Source organism: Pelagibius sp. (assembly GCF_965227505.1).
GTDB lineage: Bacteria > Pseudomonadota > Alphaproteobacteria > Kiloniellales > Kiloniellaceae > Pelagibius.
Genome location: NZ_OZ245757.1, coordinates 3,667,406 through 3,694,316 on the forward strand (window position 1 = coordinate 3,667,406; position 26,911 = coordinate 3,694,316).

Consider the following 26,911-nt stretch of genomic DNA (forward strand, 5'->3'; position numbering starts at 1 on the left):
GCGCGATCAGTTCAGCTTGCCGTGGCAGTGCTTGTATTTCTTGCCGGAGCCACAGGGGCAGGGGGCGTTGCGGGGCGTGCGGCCCCAGGTCGCCGGGTCATTCGGATTGATCTGTGCGGCGGCGGCGCGGCTGGAGACCGGCTGCTGGCGGGGCGGCGGTGCAGCCTCCGGCTGGCCGCCGTCCGGGCCGACCCCCGCACCCGCACCGGCCAGCGCCACATCCTGGCGCCCTTCGTGCATTTCCTGCTGGGGCCGCGGGACCATCACCTCTTCCATCGAGGGGCGCAGTTCGACGCGGCTGAGCAGGCTGATGGTCTCTTCGCGCACCTGCGCCAGCATGTTCTCGAAGAGGTCGAAGGCCTCGCGCTTGTACTCGATCAGCGGATCGCGCTGGCCGTAGGCGCGCAATTGCACGCCCTGGCGCAGGTGGTCGAGGGACAGCAGGTGGTCCTTCCACTGCCGGTCCAGCACCAGCAGCAGGATCTGCTTTTCCAGGCCGCGCATCATCTCCGGGCCGAAGTTGGCGGTCTTGGCGGCCATGCGCTGATTGGCGGCGGCGGCGATGCGGTCGTGGATCTCCTGGTCGGCGATCCCCTCTTCGTCGGCCCAGTCCTTGACCGGCAGATCGAGGCCCAGCAGGCGCACGGACTCTTCGTGCAGGCTGTCGATCTGCCACTGCTCGGAGTAGGCGTTGGCGGGCACGCAGCGCTCGACCATCGACTTGATGACCTCCTCGCGCATCTCGGTGACGGTGTCGCGCACGTCCTCCGCCCGCATCAGGTCCTTGCGCTGCTCGAAGACCACCTTGCGCTGATCGTTCATCACGTCGTCGTACTTCAGAAGGTATTTGCGCCCTTCGAAGTGGCGCGCCTCGACCTTCTGCTGGGCCTTCTCGAGGGCCTTGTTGACCCAGGGGTGGACGATGGCCTCCCCTTCCTGGAGGCCCAGCTTCTGCAGCATGGAATCCATGCGTTCGGAGCCGAAGATGCGCATCAGGTCGTCTTCCAGGGAGAGGAAGAACTTGGAGGCGCCGGGGTCGCCCTGGCGGCCGGAGCGGCCGCGCAGCTGGTTGTCGATGCGCCGGCTCTCGTGGCGTTCGCTGGAGATCACGTAGAGTCCGCCGGCATCCAGTGCGACCTTCTTTGCGGCGGCGACCTCTTCTTCGATCTTGGAAACCTTCCTGGCGCGCGCGCCTTCGTCCTGTATATCGGCGGCTTCCTGGCTGATGCGCATCTCGACATTGCCGCCGAGCTGGATGTCGGTGCCGCGGCCGGCCATGTTGGTGGCGATGGTGACGGCGCCGGGCACGCCGGCCTGGGCGATGATGAAGGCTTCCTGCTCATGGAAGCGCGCGTTCAGCACCTGGTGCCTGATCTTCTCCTTCTTCAGGACCTCGGACAGCATTTCCGACTTTTCGATGGAAACGGTGCCGACAAGAACCGGTTGCTTGCGCTCCTGGCAGTCGCGGATCTGTTCCAGGATGGCGGTGTGCTTCTCCGCCGCTGTGCGGTAGACCTCGTCATCGTGGTCGACGCGGACCACTTCGACGTTGGTCGGGATCTCGATGACTTCCAGCGCATAGGTTTCCTGGAACTCGGTGGCCTCGGTCATCGCGGTGCCGGTCATGCCCGCCAGCTTGGGATAGAGCCGGAAGTAGTTCTGGAAGGTGATGGAGGCGAGGGTCTGGTTCTCCTGCTGGATTTGCACGCCTTCCTTGGCTTCCAGGGCCTGGTGCAGGCCCTCGGAATAGCGCCGGCCTTCCATCATGCGTCCGGTGAACTCGTCGATGATCACGACCTTGTTGTCCTTGACGATGTAGTCGGTATCGCGCTGGAACAGCTGATGGGCGCGCAGCGCCTGGTTGGCGTGATGCAGCAGGCTGACGTTCTGGATGTCGAAGAGGCTGCCGTCCTGAATCATACCCGCTTCGCGCAGCAATTCCTCCATGTGCTCGGCGCCGGTTTCGGTAAAGGTGACCGAGCGGGCCTTCTCGTCTTTCTCGAAGTCTTCGGGCACAAGATTGGGAACCAGCTTGTTGACGCCGATGTAGGCTTCCGAGGAATCTTCCGCCGGGCCGGAGATGATCAGCGGCGTGCGGGCCTCGTCGATCAGGATCGAGTCGACTTCGTCGACGATGGCGAAGTTGAAGTCGCGCTGAACCATGTCTTCCAGCTGAAACTTCATGTTGTCGCGCAGATAGTCGAAGCCGAACTCGTTGTTGGTGCCATAGGTCACATCGGCGGCGTAGGCGGCGCGGCGCTCGTCCTCGCTCAGACCATGGACGATGCAGCCCACCGTCAGGCCCAGAAAGCGATAGATCTGGCCCATCCATTCGGCGTCGCGGCGGGCCAGATAGTCGTTCACGGTGACCACGTGCACGCCTTTGCCGGCCAGGGCGTTCAGGTAAACCGCGAGGGTGGCCACCAGGGTCTTGCCCTCGCCGGTCTTCATCTCGGCGATCTTGCCCTGATGCAGCACGATGCCGCCTATCAACTGCACGTCGTAGTGGCGCTGTCCCAGAGTGCGCCGCGCGGCCTCGCGCACGGTGGCGAAGGCGTCCGGGAGAATGTCGTCCAGGCTCTCGCCGGCTTCCAGGCGCTGGCGCAGCGCCGCGGTCTGGCCCTTCAGGGTGTCGTCGTCCATGTCCTGGACCTTGGACTCCAGGGCATTGATCGCCGCGACGGCGGTGTCGAGGTTTTTTAGGAACCGCTCATTGGCGGTTCCAAACAGCCGCTTGGCGAGCGCGCCGAACATGCAGAATCCTTAAAGCAAAGAGGGGGCCGAGGCCGGATCGTCCGTGACGTGACACATAGGGCCCTGGCTTCGGGCTGTCAACGATGGCGGCGCGCGCCTCGGGGTCTGTCCGCCCCGTCTTTGGGGGGACCCTGAAGGCCCCTCTCGCCCCTTGTGATATGGCCCCCGGCGTGCATGATGCGTAGCCATGAAGGTTGGGGACCGATTTTTGGCGAGGCGACCGGCCATGGCGCGGCAGCAGCCCTCCCAAAGGGCTGATTTTCCGCGATTCCTGACAGTCCTGTTGCTCGTGCTGGCCGCCGTGCTGTGGCTTTCGGCAGCGGCCTCGCTGACGGCACGGCAGGCCGCCGCGCAGCAGCCGCAGGCCGTGGACGAAGGCATCGGCGCCGCCTTGCCCCTGGCGCTGCCGGAGGGCCAGGCCGCCCCAGGGACCGCTCCAGGGACCGCCCCTGGCACAGCCCGTCTCGGCGAGGCCCTGCAGCAGATGAAGACGGAAAACCCGGTGGTCGCCCGGGTCGACGGCCATGAGATCCGCTGGGCGGAGGTGCTGGCCTCGGCGGACGACCTGCCGGAGCGCTACAGCGATCAGCTCGAGTCCGTGTTTCCGGCGTTGTTGGACCGCCTCGTCGATATCCGCCTGCTGGCCGATGCGGCCCGGGATCAGGGCGTCTTGGAGGAAGAGGCGGTTCGCCGCAGTCTCGTCAGCTACGAAGACAAGCTGCTGTCCGGCGTGTTGCTCGAGCGTTATCTCGCCGACGAGGTGACCACCGCGAAGGTGCGCGAGCGCTACGATTCACTGGTGACCCTGCGGCGCGCCAACCGCGAAATGCGGGCGCGGCACATCCTGGTCGAGACCGAAGAGAAGGCTGAGGGCATTATCGCCAAGCTCGACGAGGGCGCGGTTTTTCCGACCCTGGCGCGGGAGCATTCGATCGGCCCCTCGGCGCAGCGGGGCGGCGATCTCGGCTACTTTTTCGCGCGGCGCATGGAGCCGGCCTTTGCCGAGGCCCTGTTGAAGCTGGAACCCGGCGGTTACACGCCCAGCCCTGTGGAGACCGATTTCGGCTGGCACATCATTCTGCTGGTGGACCGCCGCGATGACGATGTGCCCTCCTTCCTGGACATGCAGGTACAGCTGCGCGAGGAGGTGACCAAAGAGGCCATCAATCGTCTGATCGCCGGCCTGCGCCAGCGCGCCGATCTCGAAATGTTTCCCGAAGACGGCGCGGCCCGAAGCGGCGGTGCCCAGGCCGGTGATGCCCAGGCCGGCGATCCCCAGGGTGGCGATCCCCAGGGCGGCAGCCAGTGAAGCGGGGACGCCTGAAAGACCCGACAACCGACCGTAACCCCGCCGCAACAGACATCAGCCGCTGATCCAGGCCAATTCCGGTCGCGCGGCTCCGCAGGGAGGACCTCCTCATGTTCAGCAAGTTCTTGGCCGCCGTATTGCTGCTCGGCGGCACGGCCATGGCCGCACAGCCGGTGCTCGCCCAGACCGGGGCCGAGCAGACCGGCGCCCAGGCCGAGCCGGCGCAGTCCGAGGAGGCGGCCCCGGCCGAGGATGAGACCGTCGAAGCCGAAGGTGCGGCCGCCGACCCGGTGATCGCGCGGGTTGACGGCGAGGACATCCTTCAATCGGATCTCATCGCCTTCATTCAGACGCTGCCGCCGCAGATCCAGGGTCAGGTCGGCTTTCTGATGCCTCAACTGGTCGAACAGATGGTCAACAACGCCCTGGTCACCAATGCAGGACGCAAGGCCGATATGGCCGGGGACCCTGAGGTTATGGCCCGTCTGGCCCAGTTCGAGGGTATCATCATCCGCCAGGTCTTCCTCCAGCGCACCATCGATGCGCGGACTACCCCGGACCGCCTGGAAGCGGCTTACCAGGCCTATCTCGAGGAAAATCCGCCGGAGCCGGAGCTGATCGCCCGCCACATCCTGGTCGAGACCGAAGAAGCCGCCACGGCGCTGATCGTCGAGCTCGACGGCGGCGCCGATTTCGCAGCGCTGGCCGAAGAGAACTCCATCGGGCCAAGCAAGGCGAACGGCGGCGAACTGCCGCCCTTCGTTGCCGGCGACATGGTGCCGGAGTTCTCAGAAGCGGCTTTCGCCATGGAAGCCGGCAGCCATTCCGCTGAGCCGGTGCAGACCCAGTTCGGGTTCCACGTCATCCGGGTGGAGGAGCGGCGCATGACCGAGCCGCCGAGCCAGGAGGCGCTGGATGCGCAACTGCGCGAACAGCTCGCGCAGGAGGTGGTCCAGGACCTCTACGCCGAATTGCGCGAGCGCGCGGAGGTCGAGATCCTGCTTGGCCAGCCGGACGGGGGGCAGCCTGCCGACCAGCCTGCCGACCAGCCTGGGGAACCGGAAAGCGGGACGCAGGTGCAGCCGGAACCGGACGCCGGTTCCACGAACCAGTAGGCGCCGGCGTCGGTTCAGACCCCCCATGCGACTGCAAGACGGACTTCGGAGCCCGCGTTGCCGACAGTGAAGCGATCTCCCTTGGCGCCGCGGCGCTTCCCGGCAATGCCGGCGGTGGACGGTGTCTCCGTCGCAACCGCAAAGGCCGGCATCAAGTACCGCTCGCGTACCGATCTCTGCATGATCGCGCTCGATCCGGGCAGCACGATCGCCGGCGTTCTGACGCGCTCCAAGACGGCGGCCGCCCCGGTCGAGTGGTGTCGAAAGATCCTCTCGCGCGGGCGCGCGCGCGCCATCGTGGTGAATTCCGGCAACGCCAATGCCTTCACCGGCAAGCGCGGCAATGCATCGGTGGAGCGCATCGTCGCGGCAGCGTCCGAACGTCTTGGCTGCCGGCGCGGCGAGATCTTCGTCGCCTCTACCGGGGTCATCGGCGAGGCATTGCCCGACGGTCTGGTGACCGGGCACCTGGCCGGGCTGGCGGACGAGCTCGCCCCCGGGCGCTGGCAGGCCGCCGCCGAGGCGATCATGACCACGGACACCTTTCCCAAAGGGGCTGTGCGCAGGTGCGAGATCGGTGGCAAGCCGGTGACCATCGCGGGAATCGCCAAGGGCTCGGGCATGATTGCGCCGGACATGGCGACCATGCTGGCTTTCGTCACCACCGACGCGCGCCTGCCGGCGCCGCTGCTGCAGAGCCTTCTGTGGCGCAGCGCCGACCGCAGTTTCAATTGCATCACTGTCGACGGCGACACCTCAACCAGCGACACGGTGTTGCTGGCGGCAACGGGCAGGGTGCGGCACCCAAAGATCACAGCCGCCGCGGACCCGAACCTCAAGAGCTTCAAGAGTGCCCTTGAGGATGTGCTCTGCGATCTGGCGCAACAGGTGGTGCGCGACGGCGAAGGCGCCAGCAAGTTCGTGACCATCACCGTCACCGGGGCGGCCTCGCGCTCGGCGGCTCGGCGCATCGGCCTGGCGATCGGCAACTCGCCTCTGGTGAAGACCGCGATCGCGGGGGAGGACGCGAACTGGGGGCGGATCGTCATGGCGGTGGGCAAGTCCGGCGAGCGCGCAGACCGCGACCGTCTGGCCATCAAGATCGGCGGCGTCGCCGTGGCGGGTGAGGGCGAGGTCGTGCCCGGATACGACGAGGCGCCCGTGGCCGCCCATATGCAGGGCGAGTCCATCGACATCGCGGTGGACGTCGGTGTCGGACGCGGCAGGGCCACGGTCTGGACCTGCGATCTGACCCACGGCTACATATCGATCAACGCCGACTATCGGAGCTGAGCAACTGGGCGACGTCACCAGAGACAAGTTGGAAGGCGCCAGCGCGGCGACAACCCAGGCGGATTCGCAGGGCTGCTGGGGCGCTGAGGAACGCCAGGAAAAGGCTTTATCGATTCTGCTGGTCGCCGCAGCGGCCCTGATCGACATGGATGGCCGGGTGCTCATTGCGGAGCGTCCCCCGGGCCGCTCCCTGGCTGGCCTCTGGGAGTTCCCGGGCGGCAAGGTCGACGAAGGCGAGACGCCGGAGGCGGCCCTGGTCCGCGAGCTGCACGAGGAACTGGGCATCGACACCCGCCGGAGCTGCCTGGCGCCGATCGCTTTTGCGTCGCACGCCTACGACGACTTTCATCTGCTGATGCCGCTGTTTGCCTGCCGGACCTGGCAGGGCACTGTCCAGCCGAAAGAAGGACAACGCCTCGCCTGGGTGCGCCCGGAACGGCTGGCCGACTATCCGATGCCGCCGGCGGATGCGCCTTTGGTCGCGCTGTTGCGGGATCTGCTCTGACGCTGAGACCCGGGCGGTTGAGGGTTTCTGCGGCTTGAGGCGACGCGGTTGGCGATCCTAGCCTGTCTGCAACACCTGTTGCGACATTTCCGCGTAGGTCTCCGAAAGACTTGCTACTGATAGTTGCTATTGGCTAGTATCGTTTACCCAGTTCGTTGAACGGTATTGCTTTAAAGAGATTCTTTTGGAGGCATGTGTCTACGCTCATCAGTCGTAATGTCACGCTCTCGGATCGGCGGACCAGTATTCGTTTGGAACCTGAGATGTGGGATGCCCTGGCCGAAATCTGCAATCGCGAATCCCGAAGCCTGCACGATATCTGCACGCAGATCGACCGGGAGCGCACGCAGTCCGGCCTCACCGCCGGTGTCAGGGTCTTCATTCTGAACTATTTTCGCGCTGCGGCGACGGAGGAGGGACATACCGCCGCGTCCCATGGCAACTCCGTCAAGGCTCCATCTTACGAGTAGCTGTCGTCACGAGTAACCGTCGTCCCGGCGTCCGCTGCCCCCGGGCTGCGGGGGTGCCGCCTCTCCGGCGGCGACTTCCTGGCTGTCGAGGGCGGCGGCGAGGCGCGCCGCGGCGCTGCCCGGACGCAGCGCTTTCTGCTGGGACCCGTGAGGGCGCCAGCCGGTCAGATAGATGATGTCGAAGACCGCCGGAATGCGTCCGTCAGCGTCGGCAAACCGTTCTTCATAGAGAGCCGCAGCCCGCAAGAGCGTTTCCCGCCGCATGATGGTGCGCCGCCGCTCTTTGCTGGCGTTGGATTCGCCCATGCCCCGCAGGTCCTGCATCAGCGCCAAGGCCGAAGAGTAGCTGACGGTGATGCTGTCGACATCGGTGACCGGCAGGGCAAACCCGGCACGCTGCAGCAGACCGCCCATGTCGCGCAGGTCGGCGAAGGGGGACACCCGCGGACTGGCGCCCCCCTCGATCTCCATCTCCGCATCCATCAGTGCGCTGCGCAGGGCCGCAAGGCTGTTGCCCCCGATCATGGCCGCGAGAAACAGGCCGTCGGGCTTCAGTGCCTGGCCGATCTGCAGCAGCGCCCCGGGCAGATCGTTCACCCAGTGCAGACTGAGCAGGGAGACGACGAGGTCGAGGCTGCCAGGGGCGAAGGGCAGCGTTTCCTCGTCGGCGACCAGTGCCGGCGACAGCTTCTTCGCCGCCAGGCGCGCAAGCGGCAGCGAAAGGTCGGCCTGGATCATTGTGCCGACGGTGGTTTTGCCGGCGGCGCCGGATGCCAGAAGGTCGGCGACGACGCCGTGATGGCAGCCCAGGTCGAGGGCCAGGGGAAAGTCGCGCCTGATGTCGCCCAGGCGGTCGAGCAGGCGCTCGCCGACCTCCCGCAGCAGGAAATCGTGCTCGGCCAGGGTGGCGGCCGCGCGGTCGCGGTGCAGACGCAGGCTGCGCCGGTCGAAGACTTCGGGTGAGGCGTTCATTGCCTGCAATATGGCCTCGGTATGCGCGGAGGGAAAGCCGTCCGGCGCTTGACCGCGCCCTTGGGCGCGGTGAGACTCTGGCGATGATCAGTCATGGCAGCGGGGCCGCGGCGCGAGGTCGCCCGCAAGAACCCCCGCAAGAACCCCCGCAAGAACTTCCGCAGAACCGGCAGCGGCTCTGGGCAGGCGCTGTCCGGCGGCCCCTGCAGGCGGCTGTGGATCTTCTGCTGCCGCCGCGCTGCCTGTCCTGCGGCGCCCTGGTCAGCGCACAGGGCGCGCTTTGTGTCCCCTGCTGGTCCGCGATGACCTTTGTCGGCGATCCGCAATGCGGATGCTGCGGACTGCCGTTCGATCACGATCCGGGCGGCGAAATGCTCTGCGGCGCCTGCCTGCGCGAGGCACCGCCCTTCGACCGGGCGCGGGCCGTGTTGCGCTATGACGACGCCAGCCGGCGGTTGGTGCTGGGCTTCAAACATGCCGACCGCACCGAAGCCGCCGCCACCTTCGCCGGTTGGATGGCTCGGGCGGCGCCGCAGCTGCTGGCCGATTGCGCCGTGATCGCGCCGGTGCCCCTGCACTGGCGCCGTCTCTTTGGCCGGCGCTACAACCAGTCTGCGCTGCTTTCCCAGGCGCTGGCCGCGCAGAGCGGTCGGCCCGGCCTGCCGGACCTTCTGGTCCGGCTGCGGGCGACGCCGAGCCAGGGGCGGCTCAGCGCCACGCAGCGCCGGCAGAACGTCGCCGGCGCCTTCGCGGTGCGGCCCGGCCGTGCGGCGCTGTTGCGCGGACGGCGCCTGCTGCTGGTCGACGACGTGATGACCACCGGGGCCACGGTGGCCGCCTGCGCCCGGGCCGCGCGCGCCGCCGGCGCCGAGGCCGTCGACGTGGTGGTGCTGGCCCGGGCCCTTCGGGACTGATCAGACGGCCCATGGCGGGCCGAACGGCCGGTTTCGGGCCTCCGATGGCCGCCCGACCCTGGATTTTCCCCCTGCGGCGCACCATTTCTGACAACGGGCTAGCCGCGCAAAGGGAGTGGGACGTTCATCATGGCGAAGATTGAGATCTACTCGAGCATGCTGTGCCCGTACTGCTACCGGGCAAAGAAGCTGCTCGAGCAGAAGGGGGCCGACTTCACCGAGATCGACGTCATGCTGAATCCGCGCCGCAAGGCCGAGATGGTGCAGCGGAGCGGCGGGCGCACCAGCGTGCCCCAGATTTTCATCGACGATCGCCATGTCGGGGGATGCGACGATCTCTTTGCCCTGGATGCCGGCAACAAGCTCGATCCGCTGCTGCAGGCGGTGACCTAGGTCCCTTGCGCGCTCAGTCGTCCGCTGCCGGATCGGCGGGGCGCAAAGCGGCGATGCGCTGAACCATGGCCGGTTTCGGCGCGCTCACCTCCAGATTCTCATAGGCCAGCACCTGCAATTGCGGGTGCAGCCACGTCAGGAGTTCGCCCGGCGTCAGGAGGAAGTCCGGGTTGCTGGGTCGTCCGAAGCGCTCGTTTCCCCGCGCGAAGGTCTCGTAGAGCAGCAGGCCGCCGGGCGCCAGCCCGCCGAGGAGAGCCGGAAACAGCGGGCGGAAGAGGTAGTTGGTGACCACAATGCCGTCAAAGGGCCGCTCCAGGAAAGCCGGTCTGCCGCCCGTTTCCAGATCGCATTGCAGTGACTCGATGCCCGGATGGTCCGCCAGCGCCCCGAGGCGCGACAGATCCCGGTCCACGGCCGTCACCGGGTGGCCGCGATCGAGAAACAGCCGGCTGTGCCGCCCGGCGCCGCAGGCAAGATCCAGCACCCGGCCCCCGGCCGGCATTCGTGCGGCAAAGCGCAGGATCCACGGCGAGGGTGGCGGCGCAGCCGCCGGCGGGCCGGGTGTGTCGCCGTCGTCCGCCCCGGCGTAGCCGTCCCATCGACTTTGATTACTGTTCTGCTGCACTTTGATTGCCGTCTTGTTTCAATGCGCTTCTTTCGCTAAGCCTTAAGAGTGAAGATACAGCGTTTCCGGGCCTCGGGCGCCTGATTCCGGACAGCTTTGCAGTCCGAACCCAAAGGCGCCCCGCCGGACGAACTTAAAAGATGCTGCCAGACGGGATAGCCGGACCGAAATGATTGTCTTCGATCTGAAGTGCCGCAGGGCCCATGTCTTTGAAGCCTGGTTCCGTGACAGCGAGAGCTTTCGCGAACAGGTGACTGCGGGCAAGGTTCAGTGCCCGGTCTGTGGCAGCAAGAAGGTCGAAAAGGCGCTGATGGCGCCCAACGTCGCCAAAGGCGAGGCGCGTCAGGTGACCGTTTCGGACGCGGGCCAGGCTGCGCAGATCCGCGAGAAACTCAAGGAAATCCGCCAGCACGTGGAACAGAATTGCGACTACGTGGGCGCGGAGTTCGCCGAAGAGGCGCGGAAGATCCACTACGGCGAAGCGGAGAGCCGCGGCATCTACGGCGAGACCTCCGACGACGAGGCCAAGGCCCTGGAGGACGAGGGCGTGGCGGTTCAGAAGGTCCCCTGGCTGCCGCGCGAGAATTCCTGATCGCCGGACCGCAGGCAATGTCGTCCTTAACTTCCTCCAGCAGGCCGCAACTCAAGCCCCATCCGCCCCTATTGGCTGTCGGCTCGAAGCTCAATACCGCCCGGCGGCTGACGTCGCCCGGTCCGCCCTGCCGGAGGACGACGTCAACACCTGGCCTGGCGCGCAAACAACCTCAACACCTGGCCTGGCGCGCAAACAACCGCGGCCAGCATGCATTTGAGCTTCGTCGCCTTGGGGCGGAGTTCCGCGCCATCTGACGAACACCAACCGAACACTCGCCTGGAGCAATCGTGGAGATAAGAAACGAACGTTCGACGTGGAGTAAGGAAGAGATCGAGGCGTTGCTCGCGCGCGAGGACTTTGCTTACCAGGACATAGAGCTTCCTTTTGGTTTGCGAACCGGGGGGCATGACCGCTCAGCCACGGCTGCCCGTATCTTTCCCGATGATCTCACTGGCAAAACCGTCCTCGACCTTGGATGCAGCTTCGGGTTTTTCTGCTTCGAGGCACTGAGGCGTGGCGCCAAGCGCGTCGTTGGGTTTGATGTGGATCCTGACAGTGTTCGAAAAGCCAAACTTCTTGCCGAATGCATGGGTGCCGAGGTTGAGTTCGCCCAGCGCGATATCGAACGCGATCCGATCGACGAGCGTTTCGATTACGTGCTTTGCCTGAACTTGCTTCATCATCTGAAGGATCCGATTGCGGCCCTCGATAACCTTGCCGCCTGCGCCAACGAACGTCTGATCTTGGAGTTGGCCAGCTTTGGGCGCCATGACCGGCGAAAAGTCAATGTTGGCTGGTTTACCCATAAGATACTGTCGAAGTTGCCGATCATCTTCGTCAGCCGGTACGGCACGCGGGGTAGGCACCAGGTCCAGAAGTTCTTTATCTCGCCTTCGGCGACTGAAAATCTGCTGATCTATCAGCGGGGAATGTTCGCCAGACTGCAGCAGCATCCGTCAGAGCATAAGAACCGCTATATCGCAATCGCGGAGAAACGCAGAATCGGCCACCTCTTGGTCGTCAGCGGTCCGACCTCGGCAGGCAAGAAATCGCTGATGCGGGCCCTGGTGGCAAATCAGGTGCCTGAGCTTAACCGGCGGCTTGGTACACCCGACGGAAGCATCTGGGGCGTTCCCTTGAACGGGGGGAAGATCTTTCAGCCGATGGAGCCGGTCCAGGAGCATTTGATCCTGCACCAGGATTTCATGCGGCCCTTTATGAGAAGCGCCATGGTTCACGAGCGCGACGAGACGAACGACATTCTGGATACGGCCGAAAAGATCACTTTCGTCACCGTATGGACCCCGCCGGAGCAGTTGATAAAGCAGATCACGGAAGCGGAGATCGAGCCCGCTTTCGCCAAAGGCAAGAAAGCGAAACGTCATTTGGCGATTCGCGATCTCTACCATCGACCGGAAAAGGTGATTGACCACTACGAGCGGTGGTTCACCTTTGCTGAGACCAAGTCGCGTGATCACATCGTCGTTTCGCCGCATGATGGGACGAAACTCTATTCGATTGCAGAGTGGCGCCGTCTTTTCGGGACTACACCAGGGACCCTGCGCCAAGCGGCCGGCAGTTGACCTGGTTGCTGCGGCCTTGCCCCGATTGCAAGCAAGGCGGCCCTGATCCGGAGCCTCAGCCTTTTAGGGCGCTGCTCTCCTTTGTCGCCAAGACCATGTAGTTGACGTCCAGATCGCGGGGCGCCAGGCGCCAGCTGTCGGTCAGGGGGTTGAAGGCGACGCCGGTCATCTCGGCGATCTCCAGGCCGCCGGCCCTCAAGTCTCCGGCCAGTTCGGAAGGGCGCAGGAAGCGCCGCCAGTCGTGGGTGCCGCGCGGCAGCCAGCGCAGCACGTATTCGGCGCCGACGATGGCGAGCAGAAAGGACTTCGGTGTGCGGTTCAGGGTGGCGACCACCATGATCCCGCCGGGGCGCACGACGGCGGCGCTGGCGCCCAGAAAGCTGCCCACGTCGGCGACGTGTTCGACCACTTCCATGTTCAGGACCGCATCGAACGCTGCGCCGGCGGCGGCCAGGTCCTCGACGCTGCCGTGGCGGTAGTCGATTTCGAGCCGTGACTCCGCGGCGTGCAAGCGGGCAATGCGGATGTTCTTCTCCGCCGCGTCCAGCCCGGTGACCGCAGCGCCCAGCCGGGCCATGGGCTCGGAGAGCAGTCCTCCGCCGCAGCCCACATCGAGGATGCGCAGACCCTCCAGCGGCCGTTCGGCGGTGGGATCACGGTCGAAGTGGCTGCAGAGCTTGTCGCGGATATAGCCCAGGCGCACCGGGTTGAAGCGGTGAAGGGGGCGGAACTTGCCGTCGGGGTCCCACCAGGCTTCCGCCATGGCGGTGAACTTGGCGATCTCGTCGGGATCTACGCTGGCGGTATCTATGTTGGCGGGATCTGTGTTGGCGGTCGGGCTTTGCGGCACGGTCTCGGGGTCCTGGCTTGCGGGGCTCTGGCTTATGGAGATCTGGCTCACGGGGGCCGGTCCTTTCCGGATGCGTGGGGCCGGGTCCTGCGGGACCGTGGAGGCGCTGTGCCAGGGTTTCTGGCGCTTGTGCTCCGTGGCCCGCAAAAATGTCATCTATCCCCTCGTGCCCTTGCGTCAAGGAGATGCTGAGAGTATGGATAGCCGCCGTCTGCGGGGCAACCGTCCCGCGCCGGTCGGCAGAGCCGGTTGTGCAGCCATTTGAAGTACTTGCCCGCCGGGTGCGCAGCCGAACCCAGGTAAGAGTCAGGACCGTCGATGGCCCGTATCGTCATGAAATTCGGGGGCACGTCCGTTGCCGACCTGGACCGAATCCGCAATGCCGCGCGGCGGATCAAGGCGGAGGTCGACCAGGGCCACCAGGTTGCCGTGGTGGTCTCGGCCATGGCCGGCGTCACCAACGGCATGGTTGACCTGGTCCGCGATGCGGCCGTGCTGGCTGATTTGCGTGAATACGATGTGGTGGTCTCGTCGGGCGAACAGGTGACCGCGGGGCTGCTGGCCATTGTGCTGCAGGACCTGGGCGTTTCCGCCCGTTCCTGGATGGGCTGGCAGATCCCGATCCGCTGCGACGATGCCCATGGCAGCGCGCGGATCCAGGAGATCGCCGTCGAAGAGATGGAGCGCCGCTTCGACGACGGCCAGGTGGCCGTTGTGGCCGGTTTCCAGGGGGTCGATGGTCAGGGGCGCATCGCCACGCTGGGCCGCGGCGGCTCCGACACCTCGGCCGTTGCCCTGGCGGCGGCTCTCGGCGCCGACCGCTGCGATATCTATACCGACGTGGACGGCGTCTACACAACCGATCCGCGCATCGTTGCGAAGGCCCGCAAGCTGGATAAAATCACCTACGAGGAGATGCTGGAGATGGCCTCCCAGGGGGCCAAGGTGCTACAGACGCGCTCTGTGGAGATGGCCATGAAGCACCATGTCCGCATCCAGGTGCGCTCCAGCTTCGAGGATGCCCCCGGAACCCTGGTCGTCGATGAGGAAGAGATCGTGGAACAAGCCGTCGTCAGTGGGATCGCCTACAGCCGCGATGAAGCGAAGATCACTCTGCTGAGGGTTCCCGACCAGCCCGGGGTCGCCGCCAGGATTTTCGGCCCGCTTTCCGATGCAGCCATCAACGTCGACATGATCGTGCAGAATATCTCGGCGGAGACCGACCGCACCGATCTGACCTTCACGGTGAGCAAGGCCGATCTGGAACGCGCCGAAGAAGTCTTGCGCGGCAACCAGGAAGAGTTGGGCTTCGATGAGTTGCTGTCCGATCCCAACGTGGTCAAGGTCTCGGTCATCGGGGTCGGTATGCGCAGCCATGCCGGCGTCGCGCAACAGATGTTCCGCGCCCTTGCCGACCGGGGGATCAACATTCAGGTGATTTCGACTTCGGAAATCAAAGTCTCGGTCCTGATCGCCGAGGAATACACCGAGCTTGCCCTGCGCGGCCTGCACAGCGCTTACGGGTTGGACGCGGCTTAGGGAATGTTTGGTTCGCCGGGAACCGAACATACTGCCGGCGCGCAGTGGCGCCGAAGCGATTTCGCAAAGACGGACTGAGCCGGAATGACCGCGCCTTCGGATATCGACCACGGCTGGGCCGGTTCGCGGCGTCTCCTGCGCCTGCTGCGCGACCTCATGAAGGCCGGCGGCAGCAGTCAGGAGCGGCTCGACAGGGTTGTCGATCTGATCGCCCAGCACATCGTTGCCGAAGTCTGCTCGATCTATGCCATGCGCAGCGGCGAGGTTCTGGAGCTTTTTGCCAGCAAAGGGCTGAAGCCCGCCGCGGTGCATATGACCCGGCTCAAGGTGAACGAGGGCCTGGTCGGCCTGATTGCGGCCCAGGCGCGACCCGTGGCCCTGGCCGATGCCCAGGGCCACCCGAACTTCGCCTATCGGCCGGAGACCGGCGAGGAGGTCTACCACTCCCTTATGGGCGTGCCGATCATGCGCAGCGGGCGCGTGCTCGGCGTGCTGGTGGTTCAGAACCGCACCCAGCGCAGCTACGACGAGGAGGAGGTCGAGGCCCTGGAGACGGTCGCCATGGTGCTCGCCGAACTTCTGGCGGGCGACCGGCTGCTGGAGCGGACTGCGGGCTCCGGCGGCGGCGAGAGCGAATTGATGCCCGCGCGCCTCACCGGCATCACCCTGAACCAGGGCATTGCCATCGGCGTGGCGGTTCCTCATCACCGCGGCATCGTGATTTCCCAGGTTGTGGCGGAGAACCCCGAAGCCGAGCGCCAGCGCCTCGACGCGGCCATGAGCGAAATGCGCGACGCTCTGGATGCCATGCTGGCGCGCCAGGAGGTGGCAGTCGCGGGCGAACACCGGGAAGTGCTGGAGACCTATCGCATGTTTGCCGACGACCGCGGCTGGCGCCGGCGCATGCATGATGCGGTGCGCGGCGGGCTGACGGCGGAGGCTTCGGTCCAGAAGGTGCAGAACGAGACCCGGGCGCGCATGGCGAGCATCAAGGATCCCTACCTGCGCGCGCGCCTGGCCGACCTGGAAGATCTGGGCAACCGCCTGCTCCACCACCTCCTGGGGTTGGACGAGAAGCGGCGTGAAGACCTGCCAGAGGACATGGTCCTGATTGCCAACGATCTCGGTCCGGCGGAGCTGCTCGACTACGACCAGAACCGTCTGCGCGCCGTCGTCCTGGAACAGGGTGCGCCGACGTCGCACGTGGCCATCGTTGCCCGTGCCCTGCAGATCCCGATGATCGGGCGTTGCGAGGGCATCGCCACGCAGGCCGGCGAGGGCGATCCGGTCATCGTCGACGGCGAGAGCGGTCAGGTGCTGCTGCGGCCGAGCGCTTCGGTGCGGTCCGGCTTTCAGGAGAGCATCGCCAACAAGAAGCGCCAGCAGGCGGCGTACCGCGCGGTGCGCGATCTGCCGTCGGTGACGCAGGATGGGCAGTCCGTCGCGCTGCTGATCAATGCCGGGTTGATGATCGACCTGACGCACCTGGGCGATGCCGGCGCCGAAGGCATCGGGCTCTACCGTACCGAGGTTCCCTTTATGATCCGCGACTCCTTTCCCGGGGTCGAAACCCAGGCGGACATCTATCGCCGGATCCTCGAGCACGCCGGCGACAAGCCGGTGGTTTTTCGCACCCTGGATGTTGGCGGTGACAAGCTGCTGCCCTATTGGCGCGGCAGTCATGAGGACAACCCGGCGATGGGCTGGCGGGCCATTCGCATCGGGCTGGACCGGCCGGCGCTGCTGCGCCAGCAGCTGCGGGCGCTGTTGCGGGCGGCAGTGGGGCAGGAGCTCTACGTCAAGTTCCCGATGATCAGCAGCGTCGCGGAGTTCTCCGCCGCGCGGGCGCTCCTGCAGCGGGAGATGGACCGCGAGACGGCCCTGGGCGGCGCGCTGCCCAAAGCGGTGCGGGTGGGCACCATGATGGAGGTGCCGGCACTCGCGCTGCAGCTCCATCAGTTGCTGCCGCTCTGCGATTTCCTGTCGCTGGGCAGTAACGATCTGCTGCAGTTTCTCTTCGCAGCGGACCGCAGCAATCCCCGGCTGGCCCGCCGCTACGACCCGTTGTCCTCGGCCATGCTGACCCTGGTGCGCGATATCGCCCGCCAGTGCGAGGCGCAGAGTGTGCCCTTTACCGTCTGCGGCGAGATGGCCGGCGACCCGCTGGAGGCCATGGCGCTGCTCGGGTGCGGCGTGCGCCGCCTGTCGATGACGCCGAGCGCCGTCGGCCCGGTCAAGACGATGGTCCGCAGTCTCGATGTGCAGGCGCTCGGCGATGCCATCAATCAATTCTTAACTTTACCCGATCACAGTATCCGGGAACCGTTAAGGTCCTATGCGATCGAGCGGAACATCGCCATCTAACGCGTTGCTGCGGCGAAGAGAAAATTGTTAACTTGACGGGGTAGGGGCGCCGGTCAGTCTGGCTCCTGCGCGCGGTCCGGCGGAGGACGTTTTCCGGGTGTCCGCGCAAGCGGGCGATTTCGCTGCCCCGAAAGCAAACCTGGTGAGAATCGGTGGCCCAGACAGCCAAGAAACGTGAGCCCAAACTCATCGATCCCGACAAGATCTCCGAGAGTGAGTCGGAGACCTCCCCGGAGATCACCATTGCCCAGAAGCTGGAGGGGGAGACTGTTGCCGACACCCTGATCAGGGCGCGGCAGCAGTACGGTCAGGACCTGCGCTCCATCGCCCAGGTGCTCTGCATCCGCTATTCCTACCTGGACGCCATCGAGCGCGCGAATTACGAGAATTTGCCGGGCGCCACCTATGCCGTGGGGTTCGTGCGGACCTATGCCGAGTTTCTCGGCCTTGACGGCGACACCATCGTCGAACGCTTCAAGAACGAGGTGCAGGGCCTGAACGGGCAGACCAAGCTGCATTTCCCGACGCCGGCGCCGGAGGGCAAGATGCCCGGCGGGGCCGTCTTCCTGGTCGCCGCCCTGCTGTTCGCAGGCGCCTACGGCGTCTGGTTCTACCTTTCCAACAAGGGCGAGACCATCACCGACCTTGTCGCGCCGGTGCCCGAACGCCTGCAGGAACTGGCCGCTTCTGATCCATCCGGCGATCCTTCCGCCACGGCGCCGGCGGGCGCCCCTGCGGCTGCCGCGTCCGCGGACGAAGACGGCGCAACGGCTGCGTCAGCCGTTCCCGCCGACCCGGCGGCAGTGGCCGAGGGCGCAGAGAGCGCTGTGGCGTCGACGCCGGGCGAAGCTGCGACCGCCGAGGCGTCTTCCGAATCGTCGGCGGCCGAAGCGTCCTCGACAGGGGCCGCGCCGCTTGAGACGGCGCCTGCCGGGACTGCGCCGGTCGAGGCGGAGGTTGCCCCGGAAACCCAGCAAGACACCCGGCAGGGCACCCAGCAGGGCACCCAGTCCGCGGCGCCTGCTGCGCCGGCGCGTCCGTCCGAAGCGCCCGCCGCATCGGATATCGCCGCATCGGATACCGCCGCATCGGATACCGCTGCAGCCGATAGCTCTGTTGCCGAAGCGCCGGTGATCACGGCGCCGCTGGATGCGGTGGTCCCCCAGGCTGCCGAGCCCGCGCCGGCGATCGTCCTGCGTCAGCCGGAAGCGCCGGCAGAAAACCTGCAGGATGGCGGCGTTGCGCCGCAGCCGCGGGGCTCCGCGCCGTCGGGGGACAGCGATCAGACGGCCTACGCCATTCCTTCGGCGCCGGAGAGCGCCCCGGTCAACAGCTTCCTGGTCAACCAGGAACCGCAGGTCTACGGCAGCGATAATGCCGATGCCCGGGTTGTCTTGCGCGCCAACCAGGATGCCTGGGTTCAGGTCCGCGACCGCGAGGGTACGCTGCTCCTGACCCGCGTTCTGCGGGTCGGCGACAGCTACCGGGTGCCCAATCAGGAGGACCTGACGCTGCTGACCGGCAACGCCGGCGGCCTGGAAATCCTCGTTGACGGCACGCCCCTGGCGCCGCTCGGGCCGGTGGGCGCAGTGCGCCGCAACATCCCGCTCGATCCCGACCAACTGGTTGCGGGCGCCGGCCGCTAGGCGAAGCGCGGCTTTTCGCCCTGCAAAGGGGCCGCCACCGCGGCTCTGCAAAACTTCCGGCCAGCCTTGAAGTTTGCGGCAATTCGGCGCATCTTCTCGCCCGAGGGCATAGCCATCTATACCCAATGGCGGCTGCTGAGGCCGAGCCCCTTGCCGCAAGCCTGCCGGTCCTTCGTCACAGGGCGCCAGGCAGCGACGGGGCGGGTCAGGAAGGACTGCATGAGCGTTAGGCCATATCGGGACATCTACCGGCGGAAATCGCGCCAGATTCACGTCGGCTCCGTGCCGGTGGGCGGCGATGCACCGATTACCGTGCAGTCGATGACCAACACGCTGACCAGCGACGTCGCGGCGACCATCGCCCAGGTGCGCGCGCTGGAGGTGGCCGGCGCCGACATCGTGCGGATTTCCTGCCCGGACGAGGAGTCGACCGCGGCGCTGAAGAAGATCATTCCAGAAGTCACCGTTCCCATCGTCGCCGACATCCATTTCCACTACCGCCGCGGCATCGAGGCGGCGGCGGCGGGCGCCGCCTGCCTGCGGATCAACCCCGGCAACATCGGCTCGCGCGACCGGGTGCGTGAGGTGGTGAAGGCGGCGCGGGACAACAACTGCTCCATCCGTATCGGGGTGAACGCCGGCTCCCTGGAGCGCGATCTGCTGGAGAAGTACGGCGAGCCCTGTCCGGAGGCGATGGTGGAGAGCGCGCTGAACCACGCGCGCATCCTGGAAGATGAGGACTTCTTCGAGTTCAAGATTTCCTGCAAGGCCTCCGACGTCTTCCTGGCCGTGGCGGCCTACACCGCCCTGGCCGAGGCCTGCGACTATCCGCTGCACCTCGGCGTGACCGAGGCCGGGGGCCTGCAGACGGGAACCATCAAGTCCTCCATCGGCATCGGCAACCTGCTCTGGGCCGGCATCGGCGATACGATCCGGGTCTCGCTCTCGGCCGACCCGGTCGAAGAGGTGAAGGTCGGCTTCGACATCCTGAAGTCGCTCGGCCTGCGCCACCGCGGGGTGAACGTCATCTCCTGTCCGTCCTGCGCGCGTCAGCAGTTCGAAGTGATCAAGACCGTCGAGGTGCTGGAAAAACGCCTGGCCCACATCACCACGCCGATGACGGTTTCGGTGATCGGCTGTGTGGTCAATGGGCCAGGCGAGGCGCTGATGACCGACATCGGCTTCACCGGCGGCGGGCGCGGCACCCATCAGGTCTATGTCAACGGTTTGCCGGACCACCGCCTGAAAGACGACAACATCGTCGATCATTTGGTCGAGATGGTGGAGCGCAAGGCGGCCGAGATCGAGGCGGCCAAGGCCGCCGAAGAGGCAGCGGCGCAGGGCGCCGAGCCCGGCGCGAGCAACGAAGACCCGACGCCGGCCGCCGCGGCCTCTTAGCCTTCCCGGAGATCATCTTGAGCAGCCTTCAGCCCGTCAGGGGCACGCACGATCTGTTGCCCGATGCCATGCGCCGCCACCGCGCGGTGGTGGACTGCGCGCGCGAGATCGCCGCGCGCTACGGCTTTCAGGAAATGGCCACCCCGATCTTCGAATTCACCGAGGTCTTCAAACGCACCCTGGGCGATACCTCCGACATCGTCACCAAGGAGATGTACACCTTCGCTCCGGGCGCGGCCCGCGATCAGGATACGCGCGCTGCGGACGGCGACAGCATCACCCTGAGGCCGGAAAACACCGCCGGCGTCGCCCGCGCCTTCATTTCCGGCGGTCTGGCGCAGCAGGTGCCGATGAAGGCCTTCTACGCCGGCCCGATGTTTCGCCGTGAGCGGCCGCAAAAGGGCCGCCAGCGCCAATTCCACCAGTTCGGCGTGGAACTGATCGGAGTGCCACAGCCGCAGGCCGATATCGAGGTGATCGCCTGCGGTGCGCAGATTCTGGAGGCGCTGGGCCTGCAGGACGCCGTGGTGCTGGAGCTCAACACCCTCGGCGATCCGGACAGCCGGGCGACCTACCGTGAGGCGCTGGTTTCCTATTTCTCCGATCACCGCGACAGCCTGTCCGAGGACAGCCGCGAGCGCCTGACGCGCAACCCCCTGCGCATCCTCGATTCCAAGGATGAAGGGGACCGCAGGCTGGTCGCAGACGCACCGCTGTTCGAGCGCTATCTGAACCCGGAAAGCCAGGACTTCTTTGCCGCCGTGCGGGCGGGGCTGGATGGCCTGGGGATCGCCTATCGGCTCAACCCGCGTCTCGTGCGCGGCCTCGACTACTACTGCCACACGGCGTTCGAGTTCACCACCGACCGCCTCGGCGCGCAGTCCGCGGTCATGGCGGGCGGGCGCTATGACGGCCTGATCAAGACCATGGGCGGCCCCCAGACGCCGGGGGTCGGCTGGGCGGCGGGTGTCGAACGGCTTGCCATGCTGACGGCGGAACCCGCGCCTGCGCCGCGGCCGATCGTCGTCGTGCCGGTGGGCGAGGCGGCGGGTGCGACGGCGCTGAAGGTGACACAGGGGTTGCGCCATGCCGGTTTCGTCGCCGAGCTGGGTTATTCGGGCAACCTGAAAAAGCGGCTTCAGCGTGCCGACAAGATGAACGCCCGTGCGGCCTTGCTGCTGGGTGATGAGGAACTGGCCGCCGACAGCGCCACCCTGCGCGATCTCGATTCGGGAGAGCAGGAGCTCGTCTCGCTCAAGACCTTGACCGAGCGCCTCTCCCGCCTGGCTTAGCGGGCCGGCGATGGCGGAGGGCGACAGCACCACGGCCGCGGCGAGCGCCGACAAGCTTCGGCGCCTGTCGCTGGTTGGAGTCAGCCATCGCAGCGTGAACGCAGCCCTGCGCGGGCGCTTTTTCGATGAGGAGCCGGATCAGGCCGCGCTGCTGGAGGTCCTGCGCGGCCCCGACTGGGAAGAGGCCCTGGCGATCGCCACCTGCGAGCGTCTGGAGTTCGCGGTGATCGGCAGAGCGGAGTGCGAGCCGGCGGCGCAGCTGCTGCAGCGCATCGCCCGGACGGCGGAGATCTCTCCGGTGGATCTGGCCGGCCAGAGCTATTGCCACAGCGGGACGGAGGCCCTGCGCCACCTCTTCGCGGTTGCTGCCTCGCTGGACAGCCTGGTGGTCGGCGAGCCGCAGATCCTGGGTCAGATGAAGCAGTGCTACCGCGCCAGCCGGGACGCCGGCCTCTCGGGCCCGTTGCTGGACGGTGTCCTGCAGGCGGCTTTTGCAGCCGCCAAGAGGGTGCGCAGCGAAACCCCGATCGGTCAGCAGACCAGTTCCATGACGCTCGTGGCCCGACAGGTCGCCGAAGACCTGCACGGGCGTTTCGATGCGCTCAAGCTGCTGTGGCTGGGCCTCGGTGAGATGGGCGAAATGCTGTCGGGCGATTTCCTGGCCGCCGGAATCGAGCATCTGCTGGTGATGCACACCTCGCCGTTGCGGGCCGAGTCGGTCGCGCGGCGCCTCGGTTCCAACTTCGCGCCACCGGAAATGCTGGACCATCATCTGGCCGAAGCCGATATCGTGATCTCCGACAACAGCGCCGGTCGGTTCACCTTGAACGCCGAACAGGTCGAGGCGGCCCTGAAACGCCGGCGCCGGCGCCCGATTCTGCTGATCGACGCCGGTGTGCCGTCGGACATCGAACCCGCCGTGGCGGAGCTCGACGGCGCCTTCGTCTACGACCTCGACGACCTGGAGCGGCTTGCGCAGAGCGAGGCCGGCGGCCGCGCCGCCGCCGAGGCCATGGCCTGGGCGGTGGTGGAAGAGGAACTGGAGCGCTTTTGCCGGGCTCAAGCGGAGCGCAGCGCTGCGCCCTCGGTCACTGCCCTCCGCCAACACTTCGAGGCGGTGCGCCGGGATGTGCTGGCCCAGGGACCGGGTGACGCCGAGGCGGCCACCCGGCTGCTGATCAACAGGCTGCTGCACGGCCCGTCCGAGGCTTTGCGCCACACCGCGGGCAGCGACCCGGCCGCCGGGGAGGCGCTGGAGCGCAGTCTGCGGCGGCTTTTTGATTTGAGGGCGTCCGGCGACGAGCCTGAGGAGGATATGTGAACCTCGACGAAAACCTGAACCGTGTGCTCAGCCGCTATGACGAGCTGCAGAACCTGGTGGCGACCCACGCCAATCCGGGATCGCCGGAGCACACCGCGATGCTGAAGGAGTTCTCCGACCTTACGCCGGTGGTCGAGGGGATCGAGGCGTTGCGCTCGGCACAGACCGAAATGGCCGACCTCGCCGAAATGATCGCCGATCCGGAGTCGGACAGCGAGATGCGGGCGCTGGCGGAGGAAGAGTTCGAAAGCCTGAAGACTCGTCTGCCGACCCTCGAGCAGGATCTGAAGCTGCTGCTCATCCCCAAGGACGAAGCCGATGCCCGCAACGTCATTCTCGAGGTGCGGGCCGGCACCGGCGGCGATGAGGCCGCGCTCTTCGCGGCCGATCTCATGCGCATGTACCAGCGCTACGCCGAGCAGCGGGGCTGGCGCTTCGAACTCATCGAGACCTCCGAAAACGAACTGGGCGGTTACAAGGAGGCCAGCGCCTCGATCACCGGCAGCGGCGTTTTCGCGCGTCTGAAGTTCGAATCGGGCGCGCACCGGGTGCAGCGGGTTCCGGTCACCGAATCGGGCGGCCGCATCCATACCTCGGCCGCCACGGTCGCCGTGCTGCCGGAAGCCGAGGAGGTGGACGTCCACATCGAAGACAAGGACCTGCGTGTGGACACCTACCGCTCCCAGGGGGCCGGCGGCCAGCACGTGAACACCACCGATTCGGCGGTGCGCATCACCCACCTGCCAACCGGTGTGGTGGTGCAGTGCCAGGATGAGAAGTCGCAGCACAAGAACCGCGCCAAGGCCATGAAGGTGCTGCGCGCCAGGCTCTACGAGGTCCAGCGCCAGCAGCAGGCCGATGCGCGAGCGGCCGAACGCAAGAGCCAGGTCGGCAGCGGCGACCGCTCCGAGCGCATCCGCACCTACAACTTTCCGCAGGGCCGCGTCACCGACCACCGTATCAACCTCACGCTCTACAAGCTTGAACGGGTGTTGACGGGCGAGGGCCTGGACGAGTTGATCGATCCCCTGATCGCCGATGACCAGGCCGCGAAGCTGGCTGAACTGCAGTGAGGCTGAGCGCACCGGTCACGCTGGCGCAAGCCGTCGACACGGCCGCGGCGCGCCTGCGGAGCGCCGGGGTCGAGAGCCCGCGGCGGGATGCGCGATTGCTGATCTGTAGTCTGCTGGGGGCCGGGCCGGAACTGCTGCTTGCGCATCCCGAACGTGCGCTCGACGACGAGGAAGCGTGCCGCTGCGAGGCGGCTATCCTGCGCCGGGAGCGGCGCGAGCCGGTTTCGCGCATTCTTGGCCGGCGCGAGTTCTGGAGCCTCGACTTTCTGCTGGGGCCGGAAACCCTCGACCCGCGCCCCGACAGCGAAACCCTGGTGGAAGCGGTGCTGAAGCGGCTGCGACGCGATGCGCAGCGAAGCGGCGCGGATGGCGGTCTGCGCATTCTCGATCTCGGCTGCGGCTCCGGCTGTCTGCTCCTGGCGCTGCTGAGCGAACTGCCCGCGGCGGAGGGTGTCGGCATCGATGCGGCGCCGGGCGCTGTGGCGCTTTCCGAACGCAACGCCCGGCATCTCGGTCTGGCGGATCGTGCACGCTTTCAGAAGCGATCATGGGAGCACGGTCTGCCGTGCCCGCCGGACAAGGTCGATGCGGCCGGTGCCTGGGACGTCATCGTCAGCAATCCGCCCTACATTCCCAGCGCGGACATTGCCACCCTCGCGCCGGAGGTGGCGGGCTATGATCCCCGGGCGGCCCTCGACGGCGGGCCTGACGGTCTGGACGCTTACCGCAGCCTCATACCGGCTGCGGCTGCCGGGCTGCGGCCTCTCGGACTGCTCGCTCTGGAGGTCGGCGCCGGCCAGGCGGAGGCGGTTTCCGGCCTCCTCCGCGCAGCCGGATTTACGGGTCTGGAGACGGCCTGTGACCTATCCGGGACCGCGCGTTGCGTTCTTGCCACGCAGGCGCGCAAAAGTCGCGGGAGCCCTTCGGATTCGCGGCAAACAGGTTAAAAAAAGAGTTGGAATAAGGGTCAAAGGCCTCTACCTTGAAGGAGCCGAGCCAAGGGGCTCCGAGCGTCTCGGGAGACGCGCAACCACCCCAAATTAACCTGTGTGTGGTTTACAGCTCGCGGAGTTGATCCGTGCTGGATTTCGGAAGCGCGGGCGGCACGTTATCCATTCTGAAGCAAGCGAACGATGAGACAAGGTTCCAACAATGGACGTCGGCCTCGTGGCCGAACCAATCGCAAGCAACATGGGGGTGGGCCTTCGAGGCCCCATACCTACGACAGCAACGGACCAGACGGACGGGTCAGAGGCAATGCCCGGCAGGTCTACGAAAAATACCTGACCTTGGCGCGCGACGCGCAGTCGGCCGGCGATCGGATTGCCGCCGAAGCCTATTTCCAGCACGCCGAGCACTATTTCCGGATACTCAGCGACTCCACCGATCCGCAGCGCCCCGAACGGCGCCCGGACGCCCGGACAGACGCCCGCACGGACGCGCGCGCCGACAGCCGCGCCGCGGCGGCCGGCGAGGGAGCGGCCGTCGCCCACGTCAATGGCGAAGCGGAGGAGACCGCCGGCGGTGAAAGCCTCGTCGTCGAACAACCGGCCGATGCCCAAGCCGTCGAAGTCGCGGCGGAACATGGGGACCAGCATCACAACGGCTCCGACGGTGCCCAGAATGGCCAGAACGCCGAGACCCTGATCGTGCCGGCAGCCGCGCAGTCCGAACAGGAAGAGGCGGCGCCCAAGCCGGCCCCCAAGCGGCGCGGACGGCCACGCAAGGCACGCAGCGGCGATCAAGAGGATGTCGGCGCGAAGGACAGCGCCTCGAAAGACAGCGCCCCGAAAGACGGCGCACCGAAAGAGCGGGCCCCGAAGGAACGTGCGTCGAAAGACAGCACGACCAAAGAAGGCGCGCCGAGCGAAGCGGAAAGCGATCCCGCATCGGCCTGATCAGGCCTTGTCGACATCTCGCGAAGGCTTTGTCCGCAGCGGTGAACGCGCTGCCCTTTAAGCTGCCCCGCAGGCTGCTGTGTCAGCTGAACGGCAGATCTGCCGCTGCGGCCCCGGCAAGAGCCAGTCCGTCGCCACACTTCACGCTGCCGCCCAGCGTTACCTCGGCATAGACGCCCAGGTCCATGTGACCGAATCCCTTGCGCAGCGTGAGGGGGATGTTCATGTCGCGCTCGGCCGTCTCGGGATTGACGTTTGTGGCCGCACAGCGCTCGGTCCGTTCGGTGACCTTCAAGCGCGCCTCTCCGGCCACGAGTTCACGCCCCAGCCAGGAAAACTCCTCCCAGGCCGCTAGGCCGTCGATCAGGATGTTGCCGCGGAAGCGCCGCGGGTCTACGGCCGTGCGGGCGACCCGCTCAAAGTCGCGCACACTGGCCAGATTGATGATGGATACGGCCTCCGGCAGGGCTTCAGCCGAGGACTCGCTTGAGGCCGCCGGACCCCGGACCTGCTGAAACGACGGTGCTCCGCGCGGCGACCCGGCAAAGAAGCCGGCGAAAAACTGATTGAGCAGCATCCGGCCGGTCTGGTCGCAGGGGTTGGCCGAAACCACCTGGCGGCCCTGGCGGTGAATGGTGAGCAGTGGGGCCGCCGCGTCGTAGGCGACCCTCAACTGGGCCAGCTTTTCCTCTGTGGTCAGCTGAAAGAAACCGCGCTTGGCGCCGGTGGTCAGGCCGTAAGCCAGGGCAAAGCGCCGATCCTCCGGCAGGCCGGCGCCCGCGGTCAGGACGACCGACTCCAGGGATTCGGCGTTCAGGCCCTTCACCGGAAAACGATGGATCTGCTCGACGCGTGCGGTCATCGCGTTTCTTTCATTCATGTTGCGGTGCACCTAAGCGCTTTCGACCTGGGAGAGTCAAGCAGCGGCCCTGATACCAAGGGGCATGGGTCCGGAAAAAGCCATCTGTGAGATTGATAATGAGTTGCAATTGCAGATTGGCT

Annotated in this window: 23 protein-coding genes; 18 read left to right on the forward strand and 5 right to left on the reverse strand. The window is 66.5% G+C overall.

Translation table 11 applies throughout. The features are described 5' to 3' along the window. Positions 1 to 6: 6 nt before the first annotated feature. Positions 7 to 2,754 (reverse strand): preprotein translocase subunit SecA, encoded by a 2,748-nt coding sequence (secA, locus tag ACO06P_RS17295; RefSeq protein WP_420346469.1) that lies wholly within the window; start codon positions 2,752 to 2,754, stop codon positions 7 to 9. 226 nt (positions 2,755 to 2,980) lie between these two features. Between secA and ACO06P_RS17300 the strand changes: the two genes are divergently transcribed. The 5 genes from ACO06P_RS17300 (at position 2,981) to ACO06P_RS17320 (ending at position 7,446) form a co-directional block, all read left to right on the forward strand. Continuing rightward, entirely contained in the window at positions 2,981 to 4,063 is a 1,083-nt protein-coding gene (locus tag ACO06P_RS17300) for a foldase protein PrsA (RefSeq protein WP_420346470.1), read from the forward strand. 110 nt (positions 4,064 to 4,173) lie between these two features. Beyond that, complete coding sequence (locus ACO06P_RS17305; protein ID WP_420346471.1) at positions 4,174 to 5,178, forward strand: peptidylprolyl isomerase; 1,005 nt, start codon at positions 4,174 to 4,176, stop codon at positions 5,176 to 5,178. A gap of 105 nt (positions 5,179 to 5,283) precedes the next feature. After that, entirely contained in the window at positions 5,284 to 6,471 is a 1,188-nt protein-coding gene (argJ, locus tag ACO06P_RS17310; protein ID WP_420349658.1) for a bifunctional glutamate N-acetyltransferase/amino-acid acetyltransferase ArgJ, read from the forward strand. Positions 6,472 to 6,583: 112 nt separating this feature from the next. Further along, the gene (locus ACO06P_RS17315; RefSeq protein WP_420349659.1) at positions 6,584 to 6,976 is read left to right on the forward strand and encodes a (deoxy)nucleoside triphosphate pyrophosphohydrolase; all 393 of its coding nucleotides are present in this window, start codon (positions 6,584 to 6,586) and stop codon (positions 6,974 to 6,976) included. Between the two features lie 263 nt (positions 6,977 to 7,239). Continuing rightward, positions 7,240 to 7,446, forward strand: a complete 207-nt coding sequence (locus ACO06P_RS17320) for a ribbon-helix-helix domain-containing protein (protein ID WP_421938136.1) — start codon at positions 7,240 to 7,242, stop codon at positions 7,444 to 7,446. 6 nt (positions 7,447 to 7,452) lie between these two features. Here ACO06P_RS17320 and ACO06P_RS17325 read toward each other — a convergent pair whose 3' ends face one another. Continuing rightward, positions 7,453 to 8,418, reverse strand: a complete 966-nt coding sequence (locus tag ACO06P_RS17325; RefSeq protein ID WP_420346473.1) for a methyltransferase domain-containing protein — start codon at positions 8,416 to 8,418, stop codon at positions 7,453 to 7,455. 215 nt (positions 8,419 to 8,633) lie between these two features. Between ACO06P_RS17325 and ACO06P_RS17330 the strand changes: the two genes are divergently transcribed. Together ACO06P_RS17330 and grxC are read left to right on the forward strand one after the other, a co-directional pair. Continuing rightward, positions 8,634 to 9,332 carry a double zinc ribbon domain-containing protein gene (locus ACO06P_RS17330; protein WP_420346474.1) on the forward strand — a complete coding sequence of 233 codons (699 nt, stop codon included), beginning with the start codon at positions 8,634 to 8,636 and terminating at the stop codon, positions 9,330 to 9,332. Between the two features lie 129 nt (positions 9,333 to 9,461). Next, positions 9,462 to 9,725 carry a glutaredoxin 3 gene (grxC, locus tag ACO06P_RS17335; protein WP_420346475.1) on the forward strand — a complete coding sequence of 88 codons (264 nt, stop codon included), beginning with the start codon at positions 9,462 to 9,464 and terminating at the stop codon, positions 9,723 to 9,725. Positions 9,726 to 9,738: 13 nt separating this feature from the next. Here grxC and ACO06P_RS17340 read toward each other — a convergent pair whose 3' ends face one another. Then, entirely contained in the window at positions 9,739 to 10,350 is a 612-nt protein-coding gene (locus tag ACO06P_RS17340) for a class I SAM-dependent methyltransferase (protein WP_420346476.1), read from the reverse strand. Positions 10,351 to 10,519: 169 nt separating this feature from the next. On the opposite strand from ACO06P_RS17340, the gene ACO06P_RS17345 reads away from it, so the two are divergent. Both ACO06P_RS17345 and ACO06P_RS17350 read left to right on the forward strand, forming a co-directional pair. Then, entirely contained in the window at positions 10,520 to 10,942 is a 423-nt protein-coding gene (locus tag ACO06P_RS17345) for a DUF1178 family protein (protein WP_420346477.1), read from the forward strand. A 290-nt stretch (positions 10,943 to 11,232) separates the two neighbouring features. Further along, positions 11,233 to 12,528, forward strand: coding sequence for a methyltransferase domain-containing protein (locus tag ACO06P_RS17350; RefSeq protein WP_420346478.1), 1,296 nt, complete (start codon positions 11,233 to 11,235; stop codon positions 12,526 to 12,528). 55 nt (positions 12,529 to 12,583) lie between these two features. Here ACO06P_RS17350 and ubiG read toward each other — a convergent pair whose 3' ends face one another. Next, the gene (gene ubiG, locus ACO06P_RS17355; protein WP_420346479.1) at positions 12,584 to 13,534 is read right to left on the reverse strand and encodes a bifunctional 2-polyprenyl-6-hydroxyphenol methylase/3-demethylubiquinol 3-O-methyltransferase UbiG; all 951 of its coding nucleotides are present in this window, start codon (positions 13,532 to 13,534) and stop codon (positions 12,584 to 12,586) included. Positions 13,535 to 13,696: 162 nt separating this feature from the next. Between ubiG and ACO06P_RS17360 the strand changes: the two genes are divergently transcribed. The 9 genes from ACO06P_RS17360 to ACO06P_RS17400 all read left to right on the forward strand — a co-directional run bounded on the left by ACO06P_RS17360 (position 13,697) and on the right by ACO06P_RS17400 (position 25,909). Beyond that, complete coding sequence (locus ACO06P_RS17360) at positions 13,697 to 14,917, forward strand: aspartate kinase (protein ID WP_420346480.1); 1,221 nt, start codon at positions 13,697 to 13,699, stop codon at positions 14,915 to 14,917. Positions 14,918 to 15,001: 84 nt separating this feature from the next. Beyond that, complete coding sequence (gene ptsP / locus ACO06P_RS17365) at positions 15,002 to 17,281, forward strand: phosphoenolpyruvate--protein phosphotransferase (RefSeq protein ID WP_420346481.1); 2,280 nt, start codon at positions 15,002 to 15,004, stop codon at positions 17,279 to 17,281. Between the two features lie 152 nt (positions 17,282 to 17,433). Continuing rightward, positions 17,434 to 18,927 (forward strand): helix-turn-helix domain-containing protein, encoded by a 1,494-nt coding sequence (locus tag ACO06P_RS17370; RefSeq protein WP_420346482.1) that lies wholly within the window; start codon positions 17,434 to 17,436, stop codon positions 18,925 to 18,927. Positions 18,928 to 19,146: 219 nt separating this feature from the next. Then, positions 19,147 to 20,325 (forward strand): flavodoxin-dependent (E)-4-hydroxy-3-methylbut-2-enyl-diphosphate synthase, encoded by a 1,179-nt coding sequence (gene ispG / locus ACO06P_RS17375; RefSeq protein WP_420346483.1) that lies wholly within the window; start codon positions 19,147 to 19,149, stop codon positions 20,323 to 20,325. 17 nt (positions 20,326 to 20,342) lie between these two features. Then, entirely contained in the window at positions 20,343 to 21,617 is a 1,275-nt protein-coding gene (gene hisS / locus ACO06P_RS17380; RefSeq protein WP_420346484.1) for a histidine--tRNA ligase, read from the forward strand. A 10-nt stretch (positions 21,618 to 21,627) separates the two neighbouring features. Beyond that, on the forward strand, positions 21,628 to 22,938 hold the full coding sequence (gene hemA / locus ACO06P_RS17385; RefSeq protein WP_420346485.1) for a glutamyl-tRNA reductase: 1,311 nt from the start codon (positions 21,628 to 21,630) through the stop codon (positions 22,936 to 22,938). Continuing rightward, positions 22,935 to 24,011 (forward strand): peptide chain release factor 1, encoded by a 1,077-nt coding sequence (gene prfA, locus ACO06P_RS17390; protein ID WP_420346486.1) that lies wholly within the window; start codon positions 22,935 to 22,937, stop codon positions 24,009 to 24,011. Before hemA ends, prfA begins: the two co-directional genes overlap by 4 nt. Beyond that, on the forward strand, positions 24,008 to 24,958 hold the full coding sequence (gene prmC / locus ACO06P_RS17395) for a peptide chain release factor N(5)-glutamine methyltransferase (RefSeq protein ID WP_420346487.1): 951 nt from the start codon (positions 24,008 to 24,010) through the stop codon (positions 24,956 to 24,958). Before prfA ends, prmC begins: the two co-directional genes overlap by 4 nt. 186 nt (positions 24,959 to 25,144) lie before the next feature. Then, entirely contained in the window at positions 25,145 to 25,909 is a 765-nt protein-coding gene (locus ACO06P_RS17400) for a DUF4167 domain-containing protein (protein WP_420346488.1), read from the forward strand. Between the two features lie 82 nt (positions 25,910 to 25,991). Here ACO06P_RS17400 and ACO06P_RS17405 read toward each other — a convergent pair whose 3' ends face one another. Continuing rightward, positions 25,992 to 26,789, reverse strand: a complete 798-nt coding sequence (locus tag ACO06P_RS17405) for an MOSC domain-containing protein (protein WP_421938137.1) — start codon at positions 26,787 to 26,789, stop codon at positions 25,992 to 25,994. Positions 26,790 to 26,911 lie beyond the last annotated feature (122 nt).